Source organism: Cupriavidus nantongensis, from assembly GCF_041726985.1.
Taxonomy (GTDB): domain Bacteria; phylum Pseudomonadota; class Gammaproteobacteria; order Burkholderiales; family Burkholderiaceae; genus Cupriavidus; species Cupriavidus nantongensis_A.
Genome location: NZ_CP168303.1, coordinates 463,893 through 488,743, shown reverse-complemented (window position 1 = coordinate 488,743; position 24,851 = coordinate 463,893). Strand labels below are relative to the sequence as shown.

At 68.0% G+C, this 24,851-nt stretch carries 27 protein-coding genes and 1 other RNA gene; 17 read left to right on the top strand and 11 right to left on the bottom strand.

From position 1 onward, the window contains the following. Window positions 1-55: 55 nt before the first annotated feature. The 13 genes from ACEI37_RS13335 (at window position 56) to ACEI37_RS13275 (ending at window position 12,595) form a co-directional block, all read left to right on the top strand. A complete protein-coding gene (locus tag ACEI37_RS13335) occupies window positions 56-1,456 on the top strand; it encodes an aminopeptidase P N-terminal domain-containing protein (RefSeq protein WP_373379276.1) in 1,401 nt (466 codons plus the stop codon). Further along, entirely contained in the window at window positions 1,453-1,932 is a 480-nt protein-coding gene (locus tag ACEI37_RS13330; RefSeq protein ID WP_373379275.1) for a hypothetical protein, read from the top strand. The genes ACEI37_RS13335 and ACEI37_RS13330 overlap by 4 nt, the downstream gene beginning before the upstream one ends. Next, complete coding sequence (locus ACEI37_RS13325) at window positions 1,913-3,151, top strand: UbiH/UbiF/VisC/COQ6 family ubiquinone biosynthesis hydroxylase (RefSeq protein WP_373379274.1); 1,239 nt, start codon at window positions 1,913-1,915, stop codon at window positions 3,149-3,151. The genes ACEI37_RS13330 and ACEI37_RS13325 overlap by 20 nt, the downstream gene beginning before the upstream one ends. Before the next feature lie 320 nt (window positions 3,152-3,471). Continuing rightward, entirely contained in the window at window positions 3,472-4,533 is a 1,062-nt protein-coding gene (gene dusB, locus ACEI37_RS13320; protein ID WP_373379273.1) for a tRNA dihydrouridine synthase DusB, read from the top strand. Beyond that, window positions 4,530-4,763, top strand: a complete 234-nt coding sequence (locus ACEI37_RS13315) for a Fis family transcriptional regulator (protein WP_010813887.1) — start codon at window positions 4,530-4,532, stop codon at window positions 4,761-4,763. Before dusB ends, ACEI37_RS13315 begins: the two co-directional genes overlap by 4 nt. Window positions 4,764-4,785: 22 nt before the next feature. Continuing rightward, window positions 4,786-6,360: a bifunctional phosphoribosylaminoimidazolecarboxamide formyltransferase/IMP cyclohydrolase gene (gene purH, locus ACEI37_RS13310; RefSeq protein ID WP_373379272.1), complete on the top strand. Its 1,575-nt coding sequence runs from the start codon at window positions 4,786-4,788 to the stop codon at window positions 6,358-6,360. Window positions 6,361-6,638: 278 nt separating this feature from the next. Next, entirely contained in the window at window positions 6,639-7,184 is a 546-nt protein-coding gene (ruvC, locus tag ACEI37_RS13305; protein ID WP_012351785.1) for a crossover junction endodeoxyribonuclease RuvC, read from the top strand. A gap of 81 nt (window positions 7,185-7,265) precedes the next feature. Then, window positions 7,266-8,504: a glycerophosphodiester phosphodiesterase gene (locus tag ACEI37_RS13300; protein ID WP_373379271.1), complete on the top strand. Its 1,239-nt coding sequence runs from the start codon at window positions 7,266-7,268 to the stop codon at window positions 8,502-8,504. A gap of 69 nt (window positions 8,505-8,573) precedes the next feature. Beyond that, window positions 8,574-9,155 (top strand): Holliday junction branch migration protein RuvA, encoded by a 582-nt coding sequence (ruvA, locus tag ACEI37_RS13295; protein WP_373379270.1) that lies wholly within the window; start codon window positions 8,574-8,576, stop codon window positions 9,153-9,155. Between the two features lie 70 nt (window positions 9,156-9,225). Further along, window positions 9,226-10,290, top strand: coding sequence for a Holliday junction branch migration DNA helicase RuvB (gene ruvB / locus ACEI37_RS13290; protein WP_373379269.1), 1,065 nt, complete (start codon window positions 9,226-9,228; stop codon window positions 10,288-10,290). 196 nt (window positions 10,291-10,486) lie between these two features. Then, a complete protein-coding gene (locus ACEI37_RS13285) occupies window positions 10,487-11,080 on the top strand; it encodes a hypothetical protein (protein ID WP_373379268.1) in 594 nt (197 codons plus the stop codon). Window positions 11,081-11,124: 44 nt separating this feature from the next. Continuing rightward, window positions 11,125-11,709 (top strand): YSC84-related protein, encoded by a 585-nt coding sequence (locus ACEI37_RS13280; protein WP_373379267.1) that lies wholly within the window; start codon window positions 11,125-11,127, stop codon window positions 11,707-11,709. A 160-nt stretch (window positions 11,710-11,869) separates the two neighbouring features. Then, the gene (locus ACEI37_RS13275; RefSeq protein ID WP_373379266.1) at window positions 11,870-12,595 is read left to right on the top strand and encodes a queuosine precursor transporter; all 726 of its coding nucleotides are present in this window, start codon (window positions 11,870-11,872) and stop codon (window positions 12,593-12,595) included. Between the two features lie 7 nt (window positions 12,596-12,602). Here the strand turns inward: ACEI37_RS13275 and ACEI37_RS13270 are convergent, their stop codons facing one another. Genes ACEI37_RS13270 through tyrS form a run of 4 tightly spaced genes read right to left on the bottom strand, consistent with a single transcriptional unit; the run spans window position 12,603 to window position 15,753 of the window. After that, window positions 12,603-13,277 carry a histidine phosphatase family protein gene (locus tag ACEI37_RS13270; protein WP_373379265.1) on the bottom strand — a complete coding sequence of 225 codons (675 nt, stop codon included), beginning with the start codon at window positions 13,275-13,277 and terminating at the stop codon, window positions 12,603-12,605. Between the two features lie 53 nt (window positions 13,278-13,330). After that, on the bottom strand, window positions 13,331-13,990 hold the full coding sequence (locus tag ACEI37_RS13265) for a YbhB/YbcL family Raf kinase inhibitor-like protein (RefSeq protein WP_373379264.1): 660 nt from the start codon (window positions 13,988-13,990) through the stop codon (window positions 13,331-13,333). Between the two features lie 52 nt (window positions 13,991-14,042). Then, window positions 14,043-14,504 (bottom strand): D-aminoacyl-tRNA deacylase, encoded by a 462-nt coding sequence (dtd, locus tag ACEI37_RS13260; RefSeq protein WP_373379263.1) that lies wholly within the window; start codon window positions 14,502-14,504, stop codon window positions 14,043-14,045. A 7-nt stretch (window positions 14,505-14,511) separates the two neighbouring features. Beyond that, window positions 14,512-15,753, bottom strand: coding sequence for a tyrosine--tRNA ligase (gene tyrS / locus ACEI37_RS13255; protein WP_373379262.1), 1,242 nt, complete (start codon window positions 15,751-15,753; stop codon window positions 14,512-14,514). Between the two features lie 261 nt (window positions 15,754-16,014). On the opposite strand from tyrS, the gene ACEI37_RS13250 reads away from it, so the two are divergent. After that, window positions 16,015-17,406, top strand: coding sequence for a M23 family metallopeptidase (locus ACEI37_RS13250; RefSeq protein ID WP_373379261.1), 1,392 nt, complete (start codon window positions 16,015-16,017; stop codon window positions 17,404-17,406). A gap of 50 nt (window positions 17,407-17,456) precedes the next feature. Continuing rightward, window positions 17,457-18,542, top strand: a complete 1,086-nt coding sequence (locus ACEI37_RS13245; protein ID WP_373380257.1) for an anhydro-N-acetylmuramic acid kinase — start codon at window positions 17,457-17,459, stop codon at window positions 18,540-18,542. On the opposite strand, the gene ACEI37_RS13240 is transcribed toward ACEI37_RS13245, so the two are convergent. Continuing rightward, entirely contained in the window at window positions 18,530-19,444 is a 915-nt protein-coding gene (locus tag ACEI37_RS13240; RefSeq protein ID WP_373379260.1) for a LysR family transcriptional regulator, read from the bottom strand. The two genes, ACEI37_RS13245 and ACEI37_RS13240, sit on opposite strands and share 13 nt — an antisense overlap. Before the next feature lie 89 nt (window positions 19,445-19,533). Between ACEI37_RS13240 and ACEI37_RS13235 the strand changes: the two genes are divergently transcribed. After that, window positions 19,534-20,331 carry a phytanoyl-CoA dioxygenase family protein gene (locus tag ACEI37_RS13235; RefSeq protein ID WP_373379259.1) on the top strand — a complete coding sequence of 266 codons (798 nt, stop codon included), beginning with the start codon at window positions 19,534-19,536 and terminating at the stop codon, window positions 20,329-20,331. A gap of 62 nt (window positions 20,332-20,393) precedes the next feature. On the opposite strand, the gene erpA is transcribed toward ACEI37_RS13235, so the two are convergent. The 4 genes from erpA to rplM form a co-directional block, all read right to left on the bottom strand. Then, the gene (gene erpA, locus ACEI37_RS13230; RefSeq protein ID WP_010813904.1) at window positions 20,394-20,762 is read right to left on the bottom strand and encodes an iron-sulfur cluster insertion protein ErpA; all 369 of its coding nucleotides are present in this window, start codon (window positions 20,760-20,762) and stop codon (window positions 20,394-20,396) included. A gap of 100 nt (window positions 20,763-20,862) precedes the next feature. Continuing rightward, window positions 20,863-21,339, bottom strand: a complete 477-nt coding sequence (locus ACEI37_RS13225) for a polymer-forming cytoskeletal protein (RefSeq protein WP_373379257.1) — start codon at window positions 21,337-21,339, stop codon at window positions 20,863-20,865. 256 nt (window positions 21,340-21,595) lie between these two features. Continuing rightward, window positions 21,596-21,988: a 30S ribosomal protein S9 gene (rpsI, locus tag ACEI37_RS13220; protein WP_012351769.1), complete on the bottom strand. Its 393-nt coding sequence runs from the start codon at window positions 21,986-21,988 to the stop codon at window positions 21,596-21,598. A gap of 12 nt (window positions 21,989-22,000) precedes the next feature. Further along, window positions 22,001-22,429, bottom strand: a complete 429-nt coding sequence (rplM, locus tag ACEI37_RS13215) for a 50S ribosomal protein L13 (protein WP_010813907.1) — start codon at window positions 22,427-22,429, stop codon at window positions 22,001-22,003. A 720-nt stretch (window positions 22,430-23,149) separates the two neighbouring features. On the opposite strand from rplM, the gene ACEI37_RS13210 reads away from it, so the two are divergent. Further along, the gene (locus ACEI37_RS13210; RefSeq protein WP_373379256.1) at window positions 23,150-23,572 is read left to right on the top strand and encodes an OsmC family protein; all 423 of its coding nucleotides are present in this window, start codon (window positions 23,150-23,152) and stop codon (window positions 23,570-23,572) included. A gap of 55 nt (window positions 23,573-23,627) precedes the next feature. On the opposite strand, the gene rnpB is transcribed toward ACEI37_RS13210, so the two are convergent. Together rnpB and ACEI37_RS13200 are read right to left on the bottom strand one after the other, a co-directional pair. Continuing rightward, an RNA gene (gene rnpB / locus ACEI37_RS13205) (RNase P RNA component class A) lies at window positions 23,628-23,968 on the bottom strand. A 43-nt stretch (window positions 23,969-24,011) separates the two neighbouring features. Next, complete coding sequence (locus ACEI37_RS13200) at window positions 24,012-24,848, bottom strand: DUF3025 domain-containing protein (RefSeq protein WP_373379255.1); 837 nt, start codon at window positions 24,846-24,848, stop codon at window positions 24,012-24,014. Between the last annotated feature and the right edge of the window lie 3 nt (window positions 24,849-24,851).

Here is a 24,851-nt window from a genome sequence, read left to right as displayed (position 1 = left end):
GCGGCGCCGCCAGCGGCGGTAGAATCGGCCTGATCCTTCTTCTCCAGGCCTGACCATGTCCGCACCTGACACCGCCCTCCTCGCCGCCTGCCGCGAACGCCGCGCCCGGGTGCTGCAGCACCTGCGCGCCGGCGGCGGCGGCGTGGCGATCCTGCCCACGGCGCCGGAAGCCATGCGCAACCGCGACAGCGACTATCCGTACCGGCACGACAGCTACTTCTATTACCTGAGCGGCTTCACCGAGCCCGAAGCCGCGCTGGTGCTGGTGGCCGGCGCGCCCGGCGAGCCGGCCGAGGCCGACCGCAGCATCCTGTTCTGCCGCCCCAAGCATGAAGAGCGCGAGATCTGGGACGGCTTCCGCTTCGGCCCGGAAGGCGCGCGTGCCGCGTTCGGCTTCGACGAAGCGCATTCGGTCGAAGAGATCGACGCCACGCTGCCGCCACTGCTGGCCAATCGCGCGCAGGTAGCCTACCCGCTGGCCGATTCGATCCGCACCGACATGCAGATGCGCCGCTGGCTCGACGCGGTGCGCATGCAGGGCCGCGCCGGCGTGGCCGCGCCGTCGGTGGCGCTCGACATCCGCACGCTGCTGGATGAAATGCGGCTGTTCAAGGATGCAGGCGAGCTGGCCATCATGCGCCGCGCCGCGGCGATTTCCGCCGGCGCCCATGTGCGCGCGATGCAGGCCAGCCGCGCCGGCCTGCGCGAATACCACCTCGAGGCCGAGCTGCTCTATGAATTCCGCCGCCATGGCGCGCAGAGCGTGGCCTACAACTCGATCGTCGCCACCGGCCCCAACGCCTGCGTGCTGCACTACCGCGCCGGCCCGGCCGAGCTGAAGGACGGCGACCTGTGCCTGATCGACGCCGGCTGCGAGCTGGATGGCTACGCTTCCGACATCACCCGCACCTTCCCGGTCTCGGGCCGCTTCTCGCCGGCGCAGCGCGAGCTGTATGACCTGGTGGTGGCCGCGCAGCAGGCCGCCATCGCCGAAACGCGCGCCGGCGTGCCCTACAACGTGCCGCATGACGCCGCCGTGCGCGTGCTGGCCCAGGGCATGCTCGACACCGGCCTGCTCGACCGCAACAAGGAAGGCACGCTCGACGACGTGCTGGCCAGCGGCAGCTACCGCCGCTTCTACATGCACCGCACCGGCCACTGGCTGGGCATGGACGTCCATGACGTGGGCGAGTACCGCGTCGCCGGCCACAGCGGCGAGGGCGAGCGGCCGTGGCGGCCGCTGCAGCCCGGCATGGTGCTGACCATCGAGCCCGGCATCTACGTGCGCCCGGCCGAGGACGTGCCCGAGCGCTACTGGCATATCGGCATCCGCATCGAGGACGACGCCGTGGTCACCGAGGGCGACTGCGAGCTGATCACGCGCGGCGTTCCGGTACTGGCCGACGAGATCGAAGCGCTGATGCGCGACCGCGCCCCCGCCGGAGGCGAGCGATGATCAGTTGGCTGCGCAGGATCCTGCCGGGCCAGGGCGGCGCCCGCGACCAGGCCGGCAGTGCCCGGCGACCCGATCCGTCCGAACCGTTCATCGTCAACCTGTACGACGACCGCGTGGTGGTGCACCGTCCCGACGGCCAGCGCGAGGAGCTCGCCTGGAACGTGCTCGAGCGCGTGGTGGTGCGGGTCTCCGACCGCGCGCCGTGGGCCGGCAGGGCCTGGCTGATCCTGATCGGCGCGCCGGACTCGGGCCAGGGCTGCGTGGTGCCGTTCGATGCCGCCAACCAGGCCGCGCTGCTGCTGCAGCTGCGCGCGCTGCCGGGCTTCAACCAGCAAAAGCTCGACAACGCACTGCGCGACGCCGCGGCCGGCAAGTCGCGCTCGGACGCGATCTGCTGGAAGCGCGGCACCGAAGCCCAGCCCGGAACCGACGCAGACCAGGCAGGAGACAGTGACCATGGCGGCCCCGCAGCCTGATTTCAACGGCCCGGCCGATATCGCCATCGTCGGCGGCGGCCCGGTCGGGCTGGCGCTGGCCTGCCAGCTGTTGCGCACCACCGGATGGCGCGTAGTTCTGGTCGACGCCGCCACGCCGGCGCGCGCGGCGCGCGACCCGCGCGCGATCGCGCTGTCGCATGGCAGCCGCCAGCTGCTGGAGCAGATCGGCGCATGGCCGGTGCCGGGCAGCCCGATCGAGCATATCCATGTGTCGCAGCGCGGCCGCTTCGGCCATGTCCGCCTGCACCATGACGACTACGGCGTGCCCGCGCTCGGCTACGTGGTGCGCTACGGCGAGCTGTGCAACGTGCTCGAGCGGGCGCTGGCGCAGGCCGCGCACGCAGCCGGCGAAGGCCAGCTGCGGCGGATTTTCGAAACCCGCATCGAGCGGATCGAGCAGGATCCCGTGCCGCGCGCCGCCGACGTGGCGGACACCGGCATCGTGCATCTGAAAGGGACGGGCCACGACGGCCAGGCGGCACGGTTTGCCGCACGCGTGGCGGTGCAGGCCGAGGGCGGGCTGTTCCATGAACAGGCCGCGCACCAGGGCCGCGGCGCGCGCACGCGCGACTACCGCCAGACCGCGGTGATTGCCCATGTCACCTGCTCGCGCCCGCAGCCCGGCTGGGCCTGGGAGCGCTTTACCGAGGAAGGCCCGCTGGCGCTGCTGCCGCACGAGGAGCACGGCACCCCCGGCTACGCGCTGGTGTGGTGCTGCCCGCCGGAACAGGCCGCGCGCCGCCTCGCGCTGCCGGACGCGCAGTTTGCCGCCGAGCTGGACCACGCCTTCGGCGACCGCATGGGCCAGTTCACGCTCGCGGGCAAGCGCCATGCCTTCCCGCTGGGGCTGAACGCCGCGCCGGTCACGGTCAACGGGCGCGTGGTCGCGGTCGGCAATGCCGCGCAGACGCTGCATCCGGTGGCCGGACAGGGGCTGAACCTGGGCCTGCGCGATGCCTTTGCGCTGGCTGACTCGCTGCGCGGCGCCTGCAGCCCGCGAGCGCTGCAGGCGTTTGCCGGCCGCCATCGCCTCGACCGCGCCGTCACCATCGGCGTGACCGACCTGCTGCCGCGCGTGTTCGGCGTGGCCTACCCGCTCGCGGCCCATGCCCGCGGCGCGTCGCTGGCGGCGCTGGCATGCCTGCCGCCGCTGCGGCATGCGCTGGCGCGCCACATGATGTTCGGCATGCGCCGCTAAGGCGCCGGCCGGCCGCTGCCAGTGGCGCTTGCGCCACTGGCGTTGCGGCACGGCGCCACAGTCATCGCCGCCATGCGCCGTGGATGCTCAAATCTTGGGCAACAGCGACCGATTGGCGGTAGAATCCTGCCCTCGCACATGTCCCGATCCACCGCCGGCAGCAGTTTCGGCAGGGGCATGTTTTTCCGTTTCGTCTCTGTTTCCCTCCGGCCTCAGGGCAGGCTGTCCCGGTCCGTCGCGCGCATGGCGTGCAGCACAGCCGGGGTAGCCGGGACGGGCCACCAGAACGGCCGCTTCACGCCACAACCGCCACCACTGCCGTGCAGATCGGACCTCACCAACTCCGCAACAACCTGTTTGTCGCCCCGATGGCGGGCGTGACGGACCGGCCCTTCCGCCAGCTGTGCAAGCAGCTGGGCGCGGGCTACGCGGTGTCGGAAATGGTCGCGTCCAACGCCCAATTGTGGAAGAGCGAGAAGACCATGCGCCGCGCCAACCACGCCGGCGAGGTCGAACCGATCGCGGTGCAGATCGCCGGCGCCGAGCCGGCGATGATGGCCGAGGCCGCGCGCTACAACGTCGACCGTGGCGCGCAGATCATCGACATCAACATGGGCTGCCCGGCCAAGAAGGTGTGCAACGTCGCCGCCGGCTCGGCCCTGCTGCAGAACGAGCCGCTGGTGGTGCGCATCGTCGAGGCGGTGGTCGCCGCGGTCGGCGAGCGCGTGCCGGTGACGCTGAAGATCCGCACCGGCTGGAACCGCGAAAACCGCAATGCGCTGCGCATCGCGCGCATGGTCGCGGACGCCGGCATCAGCATGCTGACCATCCACGGCCGCACCCGCGCCGACCTGTACCACGGCGACGCCGAGTACGAGACCATTGCCGCGGTCAAGGCGGAGCTGTCGATCCCGGTGGTCGCCAACGGCGACATCACCACGCCGCAGAAAGCCAGGGAGGTGCTGGCGCTGACCGGCGCCGACGCGCTCATGATCGGCCGCGCGGCGCAGGGCCGGCCCTGGCTGTTCCGCGAGATCGAGCACTTCCTGAAGACCGGCGAGATGCTGCCGTCGCCGGAAGTGGCCGAGATCCGCGCCATCATGAACGCGCACCTGGAAGACCACTACGCCTTTTACGGCGAGTTCACCGGCGTGCGCACCGCGCGCAAGCACATTGCCTGGTACACGCGCGGGCTGCGCGGCGCCAACCTGTTCCGCCACCGCATGAACACGCTGGAAAGCACCGCCGAGCAGCTGGCGGCGGTCAATGCGTTCTTCGACGAGCAGGCGCAGATTTCCGACCGGCTGGTGTATGTCGACGACGCGGCGCAAGACAAAGACGAAGCGAACAACAACAAAAACGGGGAGTTGCTTGCCGCATGAGCCGCAACGCTATCGACCAGTGCATCCGGGAAAGCCTGGATACGTACTTTCGCGACCTGGACGGCGAAGAGCCGTCGAACATGTACAACATGGTGCTCGAGGCGGTCGAACGGCCGCTGCTGGAAGCCGTGATGGTGCGCGCCGAGCGCAACCAGTCGCTGGCGGCCGCCTACCTGGGCATCAATCGCAATACGCTGCGCAAGAAACTGCAGCAGCACGGTTTACTTTGAATTTGAAGCGTTTCCCACTGCCATGATCAAGCAAGCCCTACTCTCCGTTTCCGACAAGACCGGCATCGTCGAATTCGCGCGCGAACTGAACGCGCTCGGCGTCACGCTGCTTTCCACCGGCGGCACCGCCAAGCTGCTGGCCGACAGCGGCCTGCCCGTAACGGAGGTGGCCGACTACACCGGCTTCCCGGAAATGCTCGACGGCCGCGTCAAGACGCTGCACCCCAAGGTCCACGGCGGCATCCTGGCGCGCCGCGACCTGCCCGAGCACATGGCCGCGCTGGCCGAACACAATATTCCCACCATCGACCTGCTGGTGGTGAACCTGTATCCGTTCCAGCAGACCGTGGCCAAGGATGACTGCACGCTGCCGGACGCGATCGAGAACATCGACATCGGCGGCCCGACCATGCTGCGCTCGGCGGCCAAGAACCATCGCGACGTGACCGTGATCGTCGACCCGGGCGACTACGCCGTGGTGCTCGATGAAATGCGCGCCAACGGCAACAGCGTCGGCTACGACACCAACTTCCGCCTCGCCACCAAGGTGTTCGCGCACACCGCGCAGTACGATGGCGCCATCACCAACTACCTGACCAGCCTGGGTGCCGACAAGTCGCACCAAGGTCGCAGCGCCTACCCGCAAACGCTGAACCTGGCCTTCGACAAGGTGCAGGAAATGCGCTACGGCGAGAACCCGCACCAGTCGGCGGCGTTCTACCGCGACCTGAAGGCGGTCGACGGCGCGCTGGCCAACTACGTGCAGCTGCAGGGCAAGGAGCTGTCGTACAACAACATCGCCGACGCCGATGCCGCGTGGGAGTGCGTGAAGTCGTTCGACGCCGCCAGCGGGGCTGCCTGCGTCATCATCAAGCACGCCAACCCGTGCGGCGTGGCGCTGGGCGCCAGCGCGCTCGAAGCGTATGACAAGGCCTTCAAGACCGACTCGACCTCGGCCTTCGGCGGCATCATCGCCTTCAACGTCGAGCTGGACGAAGCCGCCGCCCAGGCCGTGGCCAAGCAGTTCGTCGAAGTGCTGATCGCGCCGTCGTTCAGCGCCGCCGCGCGCGCGGTGTTCGCGGCCAAGCAGAACGTGCGCCTGCTGGAGATTCCGCTGGGCAAGGGCATCAACCAGTTCGACTTCAAGCGCGTCGGCGGCGGCCTGCTGGTGCAGAGCCCCGACGCCAAGAACGTGCAACCGTCCGAGCTGCGCGTGGTGACGCGCCGCCACCCCACGCCGAAGGAAATGGACGACCTGATGTTCGCCTGGCGCGTGGCCAAGTTCGTCAAGTCCAACGCCATCGTGTTCTGCGGCGGCGGCATGACGCTGGGCGTAGGCGCCGGCCAGATGAGCCGCGTCGATTCGGCCCGCATCGCCAGCATCAAGGCGCAGAACGCCGGCCTGACCCTGGCCGGCTCGGCGGTGGCATCGGACGCGTTCTTCCCGTTCCGCGACGGCCTCGACGTGGTGGTCGATGCCGGCGCGACCTGCGTGATCCAGCCGGGCGGCTCGGTGCGCGACGACGAAGTGATTGCCGCCGCCGACGAGCGCGGCATCGCGATGGTGCTGACGGGCACGCGGCATTTCCGGCATTAAGCACTCCCGATCCCATCGGGTTGCTCCCCTCTCCCGCCTGCGGGAGAGGGGCCGGGGGAGAGGGCAGGCGCTGGCATGCCACTGGCCGTACTTCGTGGACACTCCCGCCCTCACCCCAACCCTCTCCCGCACGCGGGAGAGGGAGCACGCAAAAGGTCGTGTAAACGCCAACGGGCATCTCCTGCATTTCCTGCATTTCCCTCCTTTGATGCCACGCCTTGCGCAACCCTCCGCGCAAAAAGCAATACACTAGTCGGCGTCCTCCCTACCCCATCCCCATGCGAATCCTAGGCATCGACCCCGGCCTGCGCACCACCGGCTTCGGCGTGATCGAGAAGCAGGGCAACAAGCTTGCCTACATCGCCTCGGGCACGATCAAGAGCGACGGCAATGCCAACCTGCCGGAGCGGCTGAAGACGCTGTACGACGGCATCAGCGAGGTGTCGCGGACCTATGCGCCCGACTGCGCGGCGATCGAGAAGGTCTTCGTCAACGTCAACCCGCAGTCCACACTGCTGCTCGGCCAGGCCCGCGGCGCGGCGATCTGCGGGCTGGTCGGCTATGGCCTGCCGGTGTTCGAATACACCGCGCTGCAACTCAAGGTGGCGGTGGTCGGCTATGGCCGCGCCAACAAGGCGCAGGTGCAGGAAATGGTGACGCGGCTGCTGATGCTGCCCGGCCAGCCCGGCAGCGATGCGGCCGATGCGCTGGGCGTGGCGATCTGCCATGCCAACGGCGGCGATACCCTGGGCACGCTGGCCGGCCTGGCGCCGGACCTGGTGCGCAAGGGCATGCGCGTGCGGCGCGGCCGCCTGGTCGGCTGAGCAGCGTTCGCGCTGCCGCCGCCGCATACGCGCTTGCGCGTCTTTTACAATCGGGGCTTGGTCCCACCACAGGAACGCTGCATGCCTAGCCAGTCCCGAGTGCCGCGCCCGCGCGCCAGCCTCGCCCGTGTTGTTGCCGCCTGCCGCCGCTGGCTGTTGCCGACCGTTGCCGCCGCGGCATGCGCGGCGCTGGTTGCCGGCTGCGCCACCGCGCCGCGCCCCAAGCGCGCCGCAGCGCCGGCTGCGCCGGCGCCGGCGCCCGCCGCGAGTGCTCCGGCCGCGGTGACGGCGCCGCCGTCCAAGCCGCTGGTGATCGCGCACCGCGGTGCCAGCGCGCTTCGTCCCGAGCATACGCTGGCCGCCTACGCCAAGGCGATCGAGGACGGCGCCGACGCGATCGAGCCCGACCTCGTCATGACGCGCGACGGCGTGCTGGTGGCGCGCCACGAGAACGACATCACCGGCACCACCAACGTGGCCGAACTGCCGCAGTTCGCCGAGCGCAAGCGCACCAAGGTGATCGACGGCGAGCGCCTGACCGGCTGGTTCACCGAGGACTTTACGCTGGCCGAACTGAAGACACTGCGCGCGCGCGAGCGCATCCCGCGCCTGCGCCCGGCCAATGCGCGCCTGAACGACCAGTTCGAGGTGCCGTCCTTCGACGAGATCGTGCGGCTGGCCGAGCAGGCCGCGCTGCGCACCGGCAAACCCGTCGGCATCTATGCCGAACTGAAGCACCCCAGCTACTTCCGCGGCATCGGCCTGCCGCTCGAGGACAAGCTCGCCGCGGCGCTGCGGGCGCAGCCCTACCTGCGCAATGCGCCGGTATTCATCCAGTGTTTCGAGAGCGGCAGCCTGCGCGCGCTGCGGCGCACGCTGGGCAACGGCTTGCCCAACGTCAGGCTGGTCCAGCTGATCGGCAACCCGCGCAAGGGCCCGGCCGACTGGAAGCTGGCCGGCGACGGCCGCACCTATGGCGACATGCTGGGCACGACCGGCCTGCGCGAAATCGCGGCCTACGCCGACGGCATCGGCCCGGAGAAAAGCAGCGTGGTGCCGCGCGATGCGCAGGGTGCCCTGGGCGCGCCGACCGCGGTGGTGCAGCAGGCCCATGCCGCCGGACTGTTCGTGCATCCGTACACCTTCCGACCGGAAAACAGCTTCCTGCCCAAGGCGCTGCAGAGCGGCGGCGACGACGCCACGCGCAGCCCGGCCGGCATGGAACGCGAGGTGCAGGCCTTCGTCGCGGCCGGCATCGACGGCTTCTTCACCGACGACCCGGCGCTGGGCCGGCGCGCGGTCGATACCCCGGCGCGCTGAGCCGGCCGGGCGGCCGCCGCGCTACACTGGCGGCCGCCTCTTTCCTGACCTCCTGTTTTTTCCCGCACCATGATCGGACGCATCGCCGGCAACCTTATCGAGAAGAATCCCCCGCACTTGCTGGTCGACTGCCACGGCGTCGGCTACGAGGTCGACGTGCCGATGAGCACCTTCTACAACCTGCCCGCGGTGGGCCAGCCGGTGACCCTGCTGACGCAGCTGATCGTGCGCGAGGACGCGCACCTGCTGTACGGCTTCGGCAGCGCGGCCGAGCGCAACACCTTCCGCGAGCTGATCAAGATCACCGGCATCGGCGCGCGCATGGCGCTGGCGGTGTTGTCGGGCATGTCCGTGCCCGAGCTGGCGCAGGCGATCACGCTGCAGGAAGCCGGGCGCCTGACGCGCATTCCCGGCATCGGCAAGAAGACCGCCGAGCGCCTGCTGCTGGAGCTCAAGGGCAAGCTCGGCGCGGAACTGGGCCACGCGCCCGGCACGCCGGCGGTGCCCGACAGTGCCGTCGACGTGCTCAATGCGCTGCTGGCGCTGGGCTATTCCGAGAAGGAAGCCGCCGCGGCGATCAAGCAGGTGCCGGCCGGCACCGGCGTGTCCGAGGGCATCAAGCTGGCGCTGAAGGCGCTGTCGAAGGGTTGAGCCCGGGGTTGCGCCGCAAAATGGCGCGTAGAATGGCGCTTTGTTGCCGCAGTCCGGGCCCCTGACCACCATGATCGAAACAGACAAGCTTGCCGCCCCCGCCCGCGTGATCGCCGCCACCCCCGCCTCGTCGCAGGAGGAGGCGTTCGAGCGCGCGCTGCGGCCCAAGCTGCTGGACGAGTATGTCGGCCAGGAAAAGGTGCGCGGGCAGCTGGACATCTTCATGCATGCGGCGCGCAAGCGCCGCGAGGCGCTCGACCATGTGCTGCTGTTCGGCCCGCCCGGGCTGGGCAAGACCACGCTGGCCCACATCATCGCGCGCGAGATGGGGGTCAACCTGCGCCAGACCTCCGGCCCGGTGCTGGAGCGCCCCGGCGACCTCGCCGCGCTGCTGACCAACCTCGAAGCCAACGACGTCCTCTTCATCGACGAGATCCACCGGCTCTCGCCGGTGGTCGAGGAAATCCTGTACCCGGCGCTCGAGGACTACCAGATCGACATCATGATCGGCGAGGGCCCGGCGGCGCGCTCGGTCAAGCTGGACCTGCAGCCGTTCACGCTGGTGGGCGCGACCACGCGCGCCGGCATGCTGACCAACCCGCTGCGCGACCGCTTCGGCATCGTCGCGCGGCTGGAGTTCTATACCGCCGAGGAACTGGCCCGCATCGTCAGCCGCTCGGCGCAGCTGCTGCACGCCCGCATCGATCCGCAAGGCGCGCTGGAAATCGCCCGGCGCGCGCGCGGCACGCCCCGCATCGCCAACCGGCTGCTGCGCCGCGTGCGCGACTATGCCGAGGTCAAGGGCGACGGCACCATCACGCGCGAGATGGCCGATGCCGCACTCGCCATGCTCGACGTCGACCGCGTCGGCTTCGACCTGATGGACCGCAAGCTGCTCGAGGCGGTGCTGCACAAGTTCGGCGGCGGCCCGGTCGGCGTGGACAACCTCGCCGCCGCCATCGGCGAAGAGCGCGACACCATCGAAGACGTGCTCGAGCCCTACCTGATCCAGCAGGGCTACCTGCAACGCACTCCGCGCGGGCGCGTCGCCACTGCGGCGGCCTACCGGCATTTCGGCCTGGCCAGCCCGCAAGGCATGGCAGGCGACGGCGGCGAACTGTTTGGCGACACCTGAAACTGGGCGGGCGCGGTGTGCCATGGCGCACATACCGCGATCAATTAAACGTTTTAATTTCGCACCCCAAATTTTTTCGAAGTGGATTGCTGGCCGGTGGCCGATTGTCCACAATGGCTTCATCGGCACCTGCCCGGTGCCATGACGGCTGTGTCCGCCGGGGCACGGCTCCTTTGCAAACCTGTCAAGGAAAGCCATGATCCGCCAGTGTTCCAGCCTGCTCGCCGCACTTTTCGCCCTGGCCGCTTTCAGCGCCGGCAGCGCCAACGCCCAGCGCCCGCCGGCCCCGGTCGGCGTGGCAGAAGAAGCGGTCATCAGCGGCAAGATCGTCGATATCGATCCCGAAACCAAGGCGGTGCTGGTGCAGGGCCCGCGCGGCAATGTGGTCGAGCTGGTGGGCGGCGACGAGGTGCGCAATTTCGGCCAGATCCGCAAGGGCGACATCCTGACCGTGGCGCGCGGCGCCGCGCTGGTCGCGGCGCTGGAGCCGGTCGACAGCAAGGCGACGGCACTGGCCGAATCGGTCGACCGCACCACGCGCGCGGCCGAGGGCGGCAAGCCCGGCATCATGCGCGAGATCACCACCACGGTGACCGCCCAGATCACCAAGGTCGACCCGGCCAAGCGCCAGCTCACCTTCCGCGGCCCGCGCGAGACGCTGCGCACGGTCAAGGTCGAAGACCCCGCCATCGACCTGAAGGGTATCAAGCAAGGCCAGATGGCCAAGATCGTCTACCGTGAAGTCGTGGCCATTACGGTCAGGGCGCCAGCGGCAGCCGCAGCAAACTGAGCCACTGAATCAGGCGCGGTACTTTTCCCATCAGGAGGTTACCTATGAATCGTCGCCACTTTGTCACCCGCGTCGCCGGGTCGGGCCTGCTCGTCGCCACCGTGATGGCCGCGGGCTGCACCACCACCGGTACCAGCGCCTCGAACGATCCCGCCGCCAAGCGCAAGGAAATCGATGCCGGCGTCGATGGCGCGCTGAACCGGCTGTACTCGTCGGTCAACGGCTCGCGCGAGCTGGCCCAGCGTGCGCAGGGCATCCTGGTGTTCCCGCGCGTGATCGCGGCCGGCCTGGTGGTCGGCGGCGAGTATGGCGAAGGCGCGCTGCGCTCGCGGGGTTCGACGGTGGGTTACTACAGCACCGCGCAGGCCTCGGTCGGCCTGACCGCCGGCGGGCAGTCCAAGGCGATCATCATCATGTTCATGACCCCGGATGCCTACAACAAGTTTGTTTCCAGCAAGGGCTGGACCGCCGGCGCCGATGCCAACGTGGCGGTGGCCAAGGTCGGCGCCAACGGCCAGCTCGATACGCTGACCACGCAGCAGCCGGTGGTGGGCTTCGTGCAGACCAATGCCGGGCTGATGTTCGACGTCTCGGTGAACGGCTCCAAGATTACCAAGCTGGACATCTGACGCGGCCGCGGTACAGCGCCCGCTCTCTCTCGCCATGCTTGCGATTCCCGGCTTCGGCCGGGAATTTTCGTTTACGGGCGGCTGGCACGGCGGATTGCGTGGCCCGCTGGCATAATCGCGCCCAAACATGGCGCGCCAGCGCCTCCGACCGGGAGCCCCCATGTCCGCCGTCCCCGCCAGCACGACCCAACCGGGCCGCGTCTACCGTTACTACGACTTCGTCATGGTGGCCTTCGTCACCGTGCTGCTGTGCTCGAACCTGATCGGCGCGGCCAAGGCGGCGCAGGTCACACTGCCGCTGATCGGCACTGTCACCTTCGGCGCGGGCGTGCTGTTCTTCCCGGTCTCGTACATCTTCGGCGACGTGCTCACCGAGGTCTACGGCTACGGCCGCGACCGGCGCGTGGTGTGGGCCGGCTTTGCCGCGCTGGCCTTCGCCACCTTCATGAGCGTGGTGGTGCTGAACATGCCGGTCGCGCCGTTCATGGCGGACTACCAGAAGAGCCTGCAGGACGTGTTCGGCAATACCTGGCGCATCGCGCTCGGCTCGCTGGTGGCGTTCTGCTGCGGCAGCTTTACCAACAGCTATGTGCTGGCCAGGATGAAACTGTGGACCGGCGGCCGCTGGCTGTGGACGCGCACCGTCGGCTCGACGCTGGCCGGCGAGCTGGTGGACTCGTCGCTGTTCTATGTGATCGCCTTCTACGGCATCTGGCCGCTGGAGCAGGTGGTCCAGGTGGCGGTGGCGCAGTACGTGCTGAAGACCGGCTGGGAGGTGGTGATGACGCCGGTCACGTACAAGGTGGTGGGCTTCCTGAAGCGGGCCGAGAACGAAGATTACTTCGACCGGCATACCAACTTCACGCCGTTCCGCGTCCGGGTCTAGCGCCGCGCTATGGCACGCGCCGGTCCGCCTCGTCCAGCGCCAGGTTCTCGAGGTGGCTGACGTCGCCCCACTGGGCCAGCGTCAGGTGGGTGCTGTCGCTGCGCAGGCGGTTGACGCTGGCATTGAGCAGCTCGTGCTGGCGGGGCGCTTCCAGCGTCATGCCGGTGGCCTCGCGGTAGAGGCAGTCGAGCACGCCGCCGTGCGCCACCAGCGCGATGCGTTCGCCGGGGTGCCGGCGCGACAGCGCCAGCACCGCGTCGACCGCGCGCTCATGGAAACCCAGCAGCGACTCGCCCTCGGGCGGCGCGTAATCGGGAACGCGCGCCTGCCAGCGGGCAAAGTCTTCCGGCAGGTGCTCGGCCACCTCGGCGTAGGTCTTGCCCTGCAGCGCGCCGTAGCTGCGCTCGCGCAGCCGCGCATCGGCGCGCACCTGCAACCCCAGCGCTTCGGCCAGCGGCGCGGCGGTTTCCAGCGCGCGCGACAGGTCGCTGGAATACACCGCATCGATCGGCTCGCCCGCCAGCGCATTTGCCAGCGCGCGTGCCTGCGCATGGCCGGTCTCGTTCAGCGGAATATCGAGCTGGCCCTGCAGCCGACGCTCCCGGTTCCAGGCCGTTTCGCCGTGGCGGATCACGATCAGGTGGGTAAAGGCCAGCGAATGCGGCCCGGGGCTTTGCGACATGCCGTTTCCTTCGGGGTTGCTGCGGGTGCTTGCCAGGGCCGTCCTGCCCGGCGTCAGGCCGCCGATGACTTGGCCAGCTTCGGGTTCAGCGTATAGGTGCCGGTCAGGCTGGCCTGCGCCAGCACGTGGCCCTGGATCGCCTCGCGCACCTGGGTGCCGGTAAAGGTGCCTTCCAGCGGGAGCCGGTCGAAGTCGAGCGCATACAGCGTGAACACGTAGTGGTGCAGCAGCGCGTCGTTCCACGGCGGGCACGGACCGTCATAGCCGTAATAGTCGCCCTTCATGTCGGCATCGCCGGCGAACCAGCCGGTGTAGTCGTTGATGCCGTGGCGCAGGCCGCCCGCGGTGGCGGTGCCGCCGGTGGCTTCCGGGCCCGGCTTGCCGCGCGCGATCACGCCATCGCTGTGCGAACCCGCGGCGATCGAGGTCAGGCCGGGCGGGACGTCGACCAGCACCCAGTGGAAGAAGTCCACGCGCGGCAGCGAGGCCGGCACTTCGCGGCCTTCCTGGTTGACGTCGTCGCCCTTGCTGGGGACGTCGCGGTCGTGGCAGATCAGCACGAACGAGCGCGTCTCGGCCGGCGCGTCTTCCCAGTGCAGGTCGGGATTGCGGTTGTTCGACAGGGCCACGTGGGCGGCGGCGTCGGGCACGCAGAAGGCAAACTCGCCGGGGATCGGCGCGTTGTCGTTGAAGGACTTGCTCCAGAGTTTCATTTGTCTCTCCTGTCTTGATGCCGCGCCGGAAACGCGGCAACCTCGAATCGGTTCAGGCCGGCGCCACGCGCAGCCAGAACGTGACCGGACCGTCGTTGACCAGGCTGACCTGCATCATCGCGCCGAACTCGCCGGTCTGCACATGCGGATGCGCAGCGCGCGCCCGCGCCACGAAATGCTCGTACAGGCGCCGGCCGTCCTCGGGCGAGGCCGCGGGGGTGAAGCTCGGCCGCGTGCCGCTGTTGGTATCGGCCGCCAGCGTGAACTGCGACACCACCAGCAGCCCGCCCGGATTGCCGTTGCCGTCGATGTTCTGCACCGGCAGGTTCATCTTGCCGTCCGCATCGGAAAACACCCGGTACGACAGCATCTTGGCCAGCAGCCGCTCGGCCTGGGCCTCGGTGTCGCCGCGCTCGGCGCAGACCAGTGCCAGCAGGCCGGCGCCGATTTCGCCGGTGGTGCGGCCTGCGACCGTGACGCGGGCCTGGGCCACCCGCTGGATCAGCGCGATCATCGCCGCCTCAGGCCAGCGTCACGCGCGCAAAGCGGCGCTTGCCGACCTGCACGACGTAGGTGCCCGCGGCCACCCTGGTGGCCTTGTCGCTCACGGTGGCGCCGTCGATCTTGACGCCGCCCTGCTCGATATTGCGGTTGGCTTCCGAGGTCGACGGCACCAGGTTGGCCTGCTTGAGCAACTGCGCGATGCCCAGCGGCGCACCTTCCAGGCTCACCGCCGGGATGTCGTCCGGCACGCCGCCGCGCGCACGGTGGTTGAAGTCTTCCAGCGCCTTCTCGGCATCGGCCTGGCTGTGGAAGCGCGCCACGATCTCCTGCGCCAGCAGCACCTTGCAGTCGCGCGGGTTGCGGCCGGCGGCGATCTCCTGCTTCATCAGGTCGATCTCGCTCATCGGGCGGAACGACAGCAGCGTGAAGTACTGCCACATCAGGTCGTCCGAGATGCTCATCAGCTTGCCGAACATCTCGTTGGGGGCCTCGGTCACGCCGACGTAGTTGCCCTTGGACTTGGACATCTTCTCGACGCCGTCCAGGCCCACCAGCAACGGCATGGTCAGGATGCACTGCGGCTCCTGGCCGTATTCCTTCTGCAGCTCGCGCCCAACCAGCAGGTTGAACTTCTGGTCGGTGCCGCCCAGCTCCAGGTCGGACTTCAGCGCCACCGAGTCGTAGCCCTGCATCAGCGGGTAGAGGAACTCGTGCACGGAAATCGGAATCCCGGAGCGGAAGCGCTTGGTGAAGTCGTCGCGCTCCATCATGCGCGCCACGGTGTACTTGGCGGCGAGCTGGATCATGCCGCGCGCGCCAAGCGGATCGCACCACTCGCTGTTGTAGCGGATCTCGGTGCGGGCCGGGTCGAGCACCAGGCTCGCCTGGCGGTAGTAGGTCTGGGCGTTGGCCTCGATCTGCTCGCGCGTGAGCGGCGGGCGCGTGCTGTTGCGGCCCGACGGGTCGCCGATGGTCGAGGTGAAGTCGCCGATCAGGAAGATCACCTGGTGGCCGAGGTCCTGCAGCTGGCGCAGCTTGTTCAGCACCACGGTATGGCCGATATGGATGTCGGGCGCGGTCGGGTCCAGGCCCAGCTTGATGCGCAGCGGCACGCCGGTGGCCTCGCTGCGCGCCAGCTTCTGCGCCCACTCCGCTTCGATCAGCAGCTCGTCGCAGCCGCGTTTGGAGATTTCCAGGGCCTGCATCACCGAGGGCGTCAGGGGGTATTTGGCCGGTGCGGCCGAGGCAACTTCAGTCATCACGTAAGTCTTTGAAATACTTGAAATTTTAGGAAATCTGCCGACAGCCGCCAGGGCCGGATTTTGGTATAATCCGCGTTTCCGGGCGCCTGCGGAAGCCTTTCCGGTGCGCCACCCGTCACTTTGCTCGGCAGTTTGCACAGCAAGGCAGGCGGCCAAAATTACTGAATACTGACAGCACGCGCCGCACCTCGGGGGAGGAAGGCAGACGAGACACATCGTCCCCGGCAGCGGGCTCAGACCAAGGTTGAATTTTACGTGATGTGGTCCAGACTCCGCGAAGTTTTCGCGCGTGAGCTGGTGGTGCTGGTCGATCCGACCAACCCCCAGCATGCGCGGCGGCGCAAACAACTGACGGCCTCGGTCGGTGCGATCTTCACGCTCGGCATGGCCGCGGCCATGGGTGTCGCGCCCCGCAGCGCCTACGACGATCCGCGCGCGCCCCGCACCCAGCAGGCGCTGCGCATGCCCGACGTGCGCGAACAGCTCGAACAGCTCACCGACAGCCAGGCCGTGTACGTGCGCGAAGAGCGCATGCAGCGTGGCGACACCATTGCCAGCCTGCTCAAGCGCCTGGGCGTGGACGATGCCGACGCGCAGGCGTTCATCGTCAAGAACCCGACCGCGCGCGGCCTGTTCAACCTGAACCCGGGTCAGGCGGTGCAGGCGGAAATCGACGAGAGCAACACGCTGGTGTCGCTGCAGGCCAACCTCGGCGGCGACGCTGCGGCCTCGCGCGAACTGGTGATCGAGCGCGTGCGCGCCGCCAGCGGCGACACCGCCGCCGCATACAAGGCCAAGGTGCAGCGCGTCGACAACGACGTGCACTACGAGATGACCTCGGGCGCGATTTCGTCCGGCGGCTTCTTCAAGGCCATGGACGCGGCTAACGTGCCCGACGAAGTGGTGCAGCAGATGCTGTCGATCTTCTCCGGCGTGATCGACTTCCACCACGACATCGCCGCCGGCGACCGCTTCCGCATCATCTATGAAGCGGGCTTCCGCGACGGCACCTTCGTGCGCAACGGCCGCGTGGTCGCGGTCGAGCTGATCAACCGCAACCAGCTGCACCAGGCGCTGTGGTTCGCGCCCGAGGGCAGCAAGGACGGTGGAGCCTACTACACCTTCGACGGGCGCAGCATGAAGCGGCCGTTCCTGCGTTCGCCGGTGGAGTTCTCGCGCGTGTCGTCGGGCTTCGGCGGCCGAGAGCATCCGCTGCATCACGACTGGGCCCAGCACAAGGGCGTGGACTTCGCCGCCCCGACCGGCACCAAGGTGCTGGCCACCGGCGACGGCGTGGTCGAGTTCGTCGGCCAGCAGAACGGCTACGGCAACATCATCATCCTGTCGCATCCCAACGGCTATTCCACCTACTACGCGCACCTGTCCGGCTTTGCCGGCATGCGCCAGGGCCAGACGGTGCGCCAGGGCCAGCTGATCGGCTATGTCGGCGCGACCGGCTGGGCCACCGGCCCGCACCTGCACTACGAGTTCCGCTTCAACGACGTGCCGCAGAACCCGCTGACCATCACGCTGATGGAATCCCCGGCGCTGACCGGCAAGTCGCGCCAGGAATTCCTGACCTACACCAGCGGGCTGCTCAGCCGCATCAACGCGCTGCGCACCTACAACGTGCTGACCGCCGCCAACTGACCGCGTCGACCGTGATCCCCGTGCCCGGCAGCGAACGCTATATCGGCATCATGTCCGGCACCAGCATGGACGGTGCCGACGCGGTACTGGTCGATTTCAGCGGCGCGCGCCCCGCGGTGCTGGCGGCCGCCAGCCAGCCCTTCCCCGACACGCTGCGCGCCGCCTTCGGCGCCCTGCAGCAGCCGGGCGAGGACGAGATCCACCGCGAGGCGCTGGCGGCCAATGCGCTGGCGCAGGTGTACGCCGACTGCGCCGCCGCGCTGTTGCGCGAGGCGCGTGTCGATGCCGCCTCGGTGGCCGCCATCGGCGCCCACGGCCAGACCATCCGCCATCGGCCGGGCCTCTACGACGGCATCGGCTATACCCGCCAGAGCCAGCATCCGGCGCGGCTGGCTGAGCTGACCGGCATCGACGTGGTGGCGGACTTCCGCAGCCGCGACATTGCCGCCGGGGGACAGGGCGCACCCCTGGTGCCGGCGCTGCACCACGCGCTGTTCGGCAGCGACGCCGAGACCCGCGTGGCCTGCAATATCGGCGGCATCTCCAACATCAGCATCCTGCCGGCAGCGGGGCCCATCAGCGGCTTCGACTGCGGGCCGGGCAATGCGCTGCTCGACTACTGGATCGGCCGCCACCGCGGCCTGGCCTTCGACAACAACGGCGACTGGGCCGCAAGCGGGCGCGTCGACGCCGCGCTGCTGGCGCAGTGCCTGGCCGAGCCCTACTTCAGCGCGCCGCCGCCCAAGAGCACCGGGCGCGACCTGTTTCATCCCGACTGGCTGGAAGCGCGGCTGGCAGCATTCCCGCAGCTCGCGCCGGCCGACGTGCAGGCGACCCTGGCGGCGCTGACCGCCGAGGCCATCGCGCGTGACGTGCGCGCCAGCGCGCCCGCCGCGCGGCGGCTGATCGTGTGCGGCGGCGGCGCGCGCAATGCCTTCGTGATGGCCCGGCTGGCGCAGGCCCTGCCAGGCGTGGCCATCGAAACCTCCGACGACTACGGCGTGCCGGTGTCGCAGGTCGAAGCCATCGCCTTTGCCTGGCTCGCGCGCCAGTGCCTGCTGCGCCTGCCTGGCAACGTTCCCACCGTGACCGGCGCCGCCGGGCCGCGCGTGCTGGGTGCGATCTACCCGCGCTGAACCGCGGCGCCGCCCTCCCCTGCATCGACCCAATCCATGAACACCTGCGCCAGCGGCGATGCCCGCATGGCCGGCGAGTGCGCCAGCACCACGCGCTGCGGCGTCACCGGCTCGCGCAGCGGCCGGCAGGCAATCGGCACGCCGTCATAGCTGCGGTCGCCCACGGGCCGCGTGCACGACAGCGCCACGCCATAGCCATGCGCCACCAGCCCGCGCTGCATCTCGAAGGTCTGCGTGTACTGGTGCAGCGCCGGGCGCAGCCCATGGGCCCAGAACAATGACAGGAAGTATTCGCGGGTCTGTGGAATGTCCTCGAGGATCAGCCGCTCGGCAGCGAGGTCGGCCAGGCTGACATCGGCGCCGCTCGCCAGCGGATGGGTGGCTGGGAGCAACGCGTAGGGCGCCAGCTCCGCCAGCGTGCGCCGCTCGGTGCGGGCGTCGAATCCCAATTCATAGGTCACCGCCAGTTCCGCCTTGCCGGCCTGCAAGGTGCGATGGACGGTGGCGAGGTCGGCCTCGAACAGCGTCACCGAGATGCCGGGGTGCCGCACGCGCAGTCCCGCCAGCAGGCGCGGCACGAAGTAGGGGCCCAGGTCCTGGAAGCAGGTCAGCGACAGCTGGCCACTCAGGCCCCGACCGGCGCCGTCATCGGCGGCAAGCCCCGCCGCCAGCGCGAGCACGTCGCGGGCCTTGCCCAGCAGGCGCTGCCCGGCCGGGGTTAACGACAGCCCGCGGCTGACCTGGCGCCGGAACAGCGGCTCGCCCAGCGAATCCTCCAGCTGGGCGATAGCGGTCGATACCGACGGCTGCGACACATGGCGCGCCCGGGCCGCGGCGCTGATGCTGCCGTGCTCGGCGGCGGCGACGAAGTACTCGAGCTGGCGGAAGGAGAAAGGGATCATGATTTCCTATATCGCAACATAGGAAATATATGCTTTTCCTATCCCATGCGCATGGCGATACTGGGCCCATCGCCCCCACACAAATCGCCATGGATATCACCCGGGAACAGATCGACACCTACCAGCGCGACGGCGTGCTGGTCTTGCGCGGCGCCTTTACCGACTGGGTCGAGCGCCTGCGCGAAGGCTTCGCGCAGAACCTGGCCGCGCCCGGCCCCTTTGCCATCGAGAACGTGCGCGCCGGCGAGGGCGGGCGCTTTTTCGAGGACTATTGCAACTGGCAGCGCATTGCCCCGTTCGCCGCCTTTATCCGCGACTCGGCCGCGGCCGGGATCGCCGGCCGCATCATGCAGTCGCAGGCGGTGCAGGTGTTCCACGAGCACATCCTGGTCAAGGAGCCGGGCACCGCCAAGCCCACCCCATGGCACCAGGACCTGCCCTACTACTGCGTCGATGGCACCCAGACCGCGAGCTACTGGATTCCGCTGGACCCCGTCACGCAGGCCAACACACTGCGCGTGGTGGCCGGCTCGCACCGCTGGCCGCGACTGGTGCGGCCCAAGCGCTGGGCCAGCAACGAGAATTTCTATGGCGGCGACGACGCCTTCATGGAAATGCCCGATGTGGAAGACGGCAGCCACACGCTGCTGGCGCCGGAACTGGAACCGGGCGATGCGGTGGTGTTCGACTTCCGCACCGTGCACGGCGCCGCCGGCAATACCGGCACCGGACGGCGGCGGGCGTTCTCGGCCCGTTTCGTCGGCGACGACGTGCGCTTCATGCAGCGGCCCGGGCGGACCTCGCCGCCGTTCCCCGGCATCGGCCAGCAGACCGGCGAGCGCCTGCGCGAGGACTGGTTTCCGGTGGTCTGGCGCGCCAGCCAGTAAGCTGGAGCGCACCCAAGAAAAAACGCACCCGAAGGTGCGTTTTTTTGTGCAAGCGGGATCGCTCAGACCGAGAACGACGAGCCGCAACCGCAGGTGGTCGAGGCATTCGGGTTCTTGATCACGAACTGCGCGCCGTTGATGTCTTCCTTGTAGTCGATCTCGGCGCCGACCAGGTATTGGTAGCTCATCGAGTCGATCAGCAGGGTGACGCCGTTCTTGACCATGGTGGTGTCGTCTTCGTTGACTTCCTCGTCGAAGGTGAAGCCGTACTGGAAGCCGGAGCAGCCGCCGCCCTGCACGAACACGCGCAGTTTCAGCTCGGCATTGCCCTCTTCCTCGATCAACTGCTTGACCTTGTCGGCGGCGCTGTCGGTAAAGACGAACGGTGCCGGCACGTCCTCGGTAACGGGTGCCTCTGCGACTGCGTTCATGGGGTGTTCTCCTGTTTAGATACGCCTGTATTCTAAGCGCTACTGGGAAATCGTGCCGAAACCTTGTGTTTTCAAGGGGTTCCCGGCATCGAAGTCGCCGCTACGCGGCTTTTTCAGTGGGACTGGCATCGGCTGCCAGAGTTTCGCCGTCAGCAGCGGCCGCTTCGGTCACTTGAGCCACCGGCGCCGCTTCGACCAGGTTCGGCAACGCCTTGACCTCGCCCTGCACCACCGGCATCAGGCGGCCCTCGACCAGCGCGCCCTGGTGCATTTCGAGCGCGGCATAGCGCACGTCGCCCAGCACCCGCGCCTGCGGCTGCAACTCCAGCAGGTCGGCAGCCTGCACCGGGCCCTTGACGGTGCCGTTCAGCACCAGGTGGCCGACGCTGATCTCGCCTTCAACCATGCCCTTCTCGCTGACCACCAGCATGCTGGGCTTGCCCGGCGCGGCGGTCACGTTGCCGCGCACGCGTCCGTCCAGGCGCAGGCCGCCGGCAAACACCAGGTCGCCATCGATGGCGGTGTCTTCGCCGATCAGGGTGTCGATCGAAAGGCCCTTCTTCTTGGAAAACAGCATGACTCTCACTCCTCTCTCGTTCGTGCCAGGCTGGCCTGCCCTTGGCGCAAGCGCGCCGGCAAGTGGACTTGCCGTCGGCGACAGGGCGTGATTGTAGCCGCGTGCGGCCGGATACCCCACAAAAGTATGGCGGCCTGCTTACTATGACGGCAGCACAGCGCGCTTCCTTAGCCCGCGGACGAAAAAAAACCGCACGGCCAGCGTGCGGTTTTTCTGGTCTCGCAAGATCCGGCAGGGCCGGATCCGCGAAAACGCATCAGCGCTTCGAGAACTGCTTGCGACGACGCGCCTTGTGGAAGCCGACCTTCTTACGCTCGACTTCACGTGCATCGCGCGTGACGTAGCCAGCCTTCGACAGGGCCGACTTCAGGGTCGCATCGTAGTCGATCAGGGCGCGGGTGATGCCGTGGCGCACTGCGCCGGCCTGGCCGGTTTCGCCGCCGCCGGTGACGTTGACCTTGATGTCGAACGTTTCAGCGTGAGCGGTCAGTTCCAGCGGCTGGCGCACGATCATCAGCGAGGTTTCGCGAGCGAAATACTCTTTGATGGGTTTGCCGTTGACGACGATGTCGCCCTTGCCCGACTTGATGAAGACACGTGCCACAGCGCTCTTGCGGCGGCCAGTACCGTAATTCCAGTTACCGATCATGGATTGGCCTCCTTAGATTTCCAGCGCCTTGGGCTGCTGCGCTTCGTGCGGATGCTCGGCTTCGGCGTAAACCTTCAGCTTCTTGATCATCGCGTAGCCCAGCGGACCCTTCGGCAGCATGCCCTTGACAGCCTTTTCCAGGGCACGGCCCGGGAAACGCTGCTGCATCTTGCCGAACGTCGTTTCGTAGATACCGCCCGGGTAGCCCGAATGGCGATAGTACTTCTTGTCCGTTTCCTTGGTACCCGTGACACGCAGCTTGGCTGCATTGACGATGATGATGTAATCACCCGTGTCGACGTGCGGAGTGAATTCCGGCTTGTGCTTGCCGCGCAGACGGCGTGCCACTTCGCTGGCGACACGGCCGAGGACTTTGTCCGTCGCGTCAATCACGTACCAGTCGCGCTTTACCTCATGAGGCTTGGCGGAAAAGGTCTTCATGATTTTTCCTGACTATTAGTTCGTGCCCGTAATCCGACTCGCGAAGGCTTGTGCTCGCCCCTGCAAGTCTTGTGGCCGCCTTTGAGGTGGCCGGGTGCTGCTGTCTTCTTCCGCGGGCATGACGGAAAAGCCCTCGATTATACTGGCGGCCGTAGCGAGCGCACAAGCAAAGACTCAAGTTTTCGTCAAGATCGACGCCGATCGCCGCGGTTCTGGGGCCGCCCAATGCACTTGAAGTGCCAACGGCATTTGTTCAGGCGAAAAAAAACCCAAGCGTTTGAGCTTGGGTTTGAATCCACCAAAGGAGGAGGGTGGAGGAGACACCTGGAGATCGACGGAGAGACCTGCGGGCGGTGCGGAGGGCTTGGCCCGGGGGCTTCGCTTTCGCACTCTGGCGCGCTGTCTGCGCCGTCGTTCAATGATTGGAATTATACCTAGGGTTTGTCCGGATGCAAGGGAAATTTGCAGTGCGAAATGTGATTTCGTATTACGAAACGTTGCCTGACCCCGCCAGCCTTGTTTCAAACCCTTGAAAATCAATAACTTACCGAACCAAGCAAGGTTTCATCGCAATGACATACTAGAGGAAACCCTCAGGTTTTCTAAGGTTATCGGCAGCGATGCCCCGAACTTGACCTTGCCATATACTGAGAAAAGCAAGATTCGAGATCACGCGCTTGTGATCGAAAACCGACAAAACAAAGCACAGGAACGAACAAAATGGAATGCAAAGTAACATGGATGGGCGTCGACGGCATGAGCTTCGTCGCCCAGACCGGCAGCGGCCATATCGTTGCCATGGACGGCGCGCCCGAAGGCGGTGGCCACAACCTGGCCCCGCGGCCCATGGAAATGGTGTTGCTGGGCACCGGCGGCTGCACCGCCTATGACGTCGTGCTGATCCTCAAGCGCGGCCGCCAGGACGTTACCGGCTGCAGCGTGCAGCTGCAGGCCGAACGCGCCGGCGAAGATCCCAAGGTGTTCACCCGCATCAACTTCCATTTTGTGGTCACCGGCAAGAATCTCAACCCCGCCACGGTCGAGCGCGCGATCAAGCTGTCGCACGAGAAGTACTGCTCGGCGTCGATCATGCTGGCCAAGACGGCCGAGATCACGCACACGCTGGAGATCGTCGAAGGCTGATGGAAATTTGGCCGGCCCGATGCGCCGCTCGGGCGCCGGGCCATGCCGATGACTGAAGCAAAGCAGGCCGATAAGCCGGATTCTGTGCGCGCCGCCCGCCTTGCGGCGCGCGGCGCGTGACAACCATTCCTCTAGGCCGGCTGTTACCAGCCGGCTCCAGCTCCCTACCCGCAGACTCAGCGGGCCGCTTCATCGCCTGCCTATTTGGGATTGCTCCAGGTGGAGGTTACCGCGTTTCACCCTTCCCGCCGGGCGAACCCGGCGGCAAGACTCGTCTCTGTGGCCCTATTCCGCACGTTGCCGTGGATGGCTGTTAGCCAACACCCTGCCCTGTGGAGTCCGGACTTTCCTCCCCCTGCACCTTGCGGTACAGGCAGCGGTTGCCTGGCCTGCTTTGCGGCCCGCAGTCTAACACCGATTGCTGCCGCTTGCCGGGGCGTCAGCCGGCATCGCCGTCACGGCGCCGGCCGGGACGGAATACGGTGGCATCGGTGTAGAAGTCGGGGTCCGCGTTGTCCTCGCACCAGCCCGGGATGCCCATCACCGGCAGCGGCGCAAAGCTGCGTCCGCCAAGCAACGCGCCGGCATCGGCCGCGGCCTGCAGTGACCCGGCAAGCACCGCATCGAGTGCGGGATCGCCGGGTACGAGCGGCAGTGTCCACGCGTGCGCCGTCACCGCCTTGTACGGTTGCACCAGTTTTTCGAGCAAGGCGTGGCCGAATGGCACCACCGCGCAGTCCCTTCCCCACCGGGACCGACCATCGACAAACAGCGGCCCCCACGCAAACCCCCTGAGCGCCGCGGTCATGCCCGCGTCGGTGCTGAGGAACAGCACCGCGTTCTCGTCGAACAGCGTCGCCGCATCGCGCACGCCACCGCGCGCGGTCTGTACGCCCTCGCGGGCGATGACCTCGGCCTGGATCTGGTTCAACAGGCGCTTGGTCCGCGGGAAATGCAGCCAGATCAGCGCGTTGAAGAAATCGTGAAGATTGTCGCGGGTGGGGACTGCACCGGTGGTGTCGATATGCGCTTCATAGGCGCTGCCGTGCGGCAGGGCGTGCTGGGCGATGAAGCGCAACGGCAGCCCGCGCGCATTGCGCAGGTCCAGTGCCGCGGCGCGGGCATCGAGCGCGCTGCGCAGGTCGGCGCCGCCCTGCACTGCCGCGGCCAGCGCGGCGCCGTGTGCGGCAAAAGGCCGGAACCACGGCCGGGACCAGTCGATTCCGGCCAGCGCGGCGGCGAAGTGCTCGCCGGCCGCGGTCTGCTGCGTGCGCAAGGC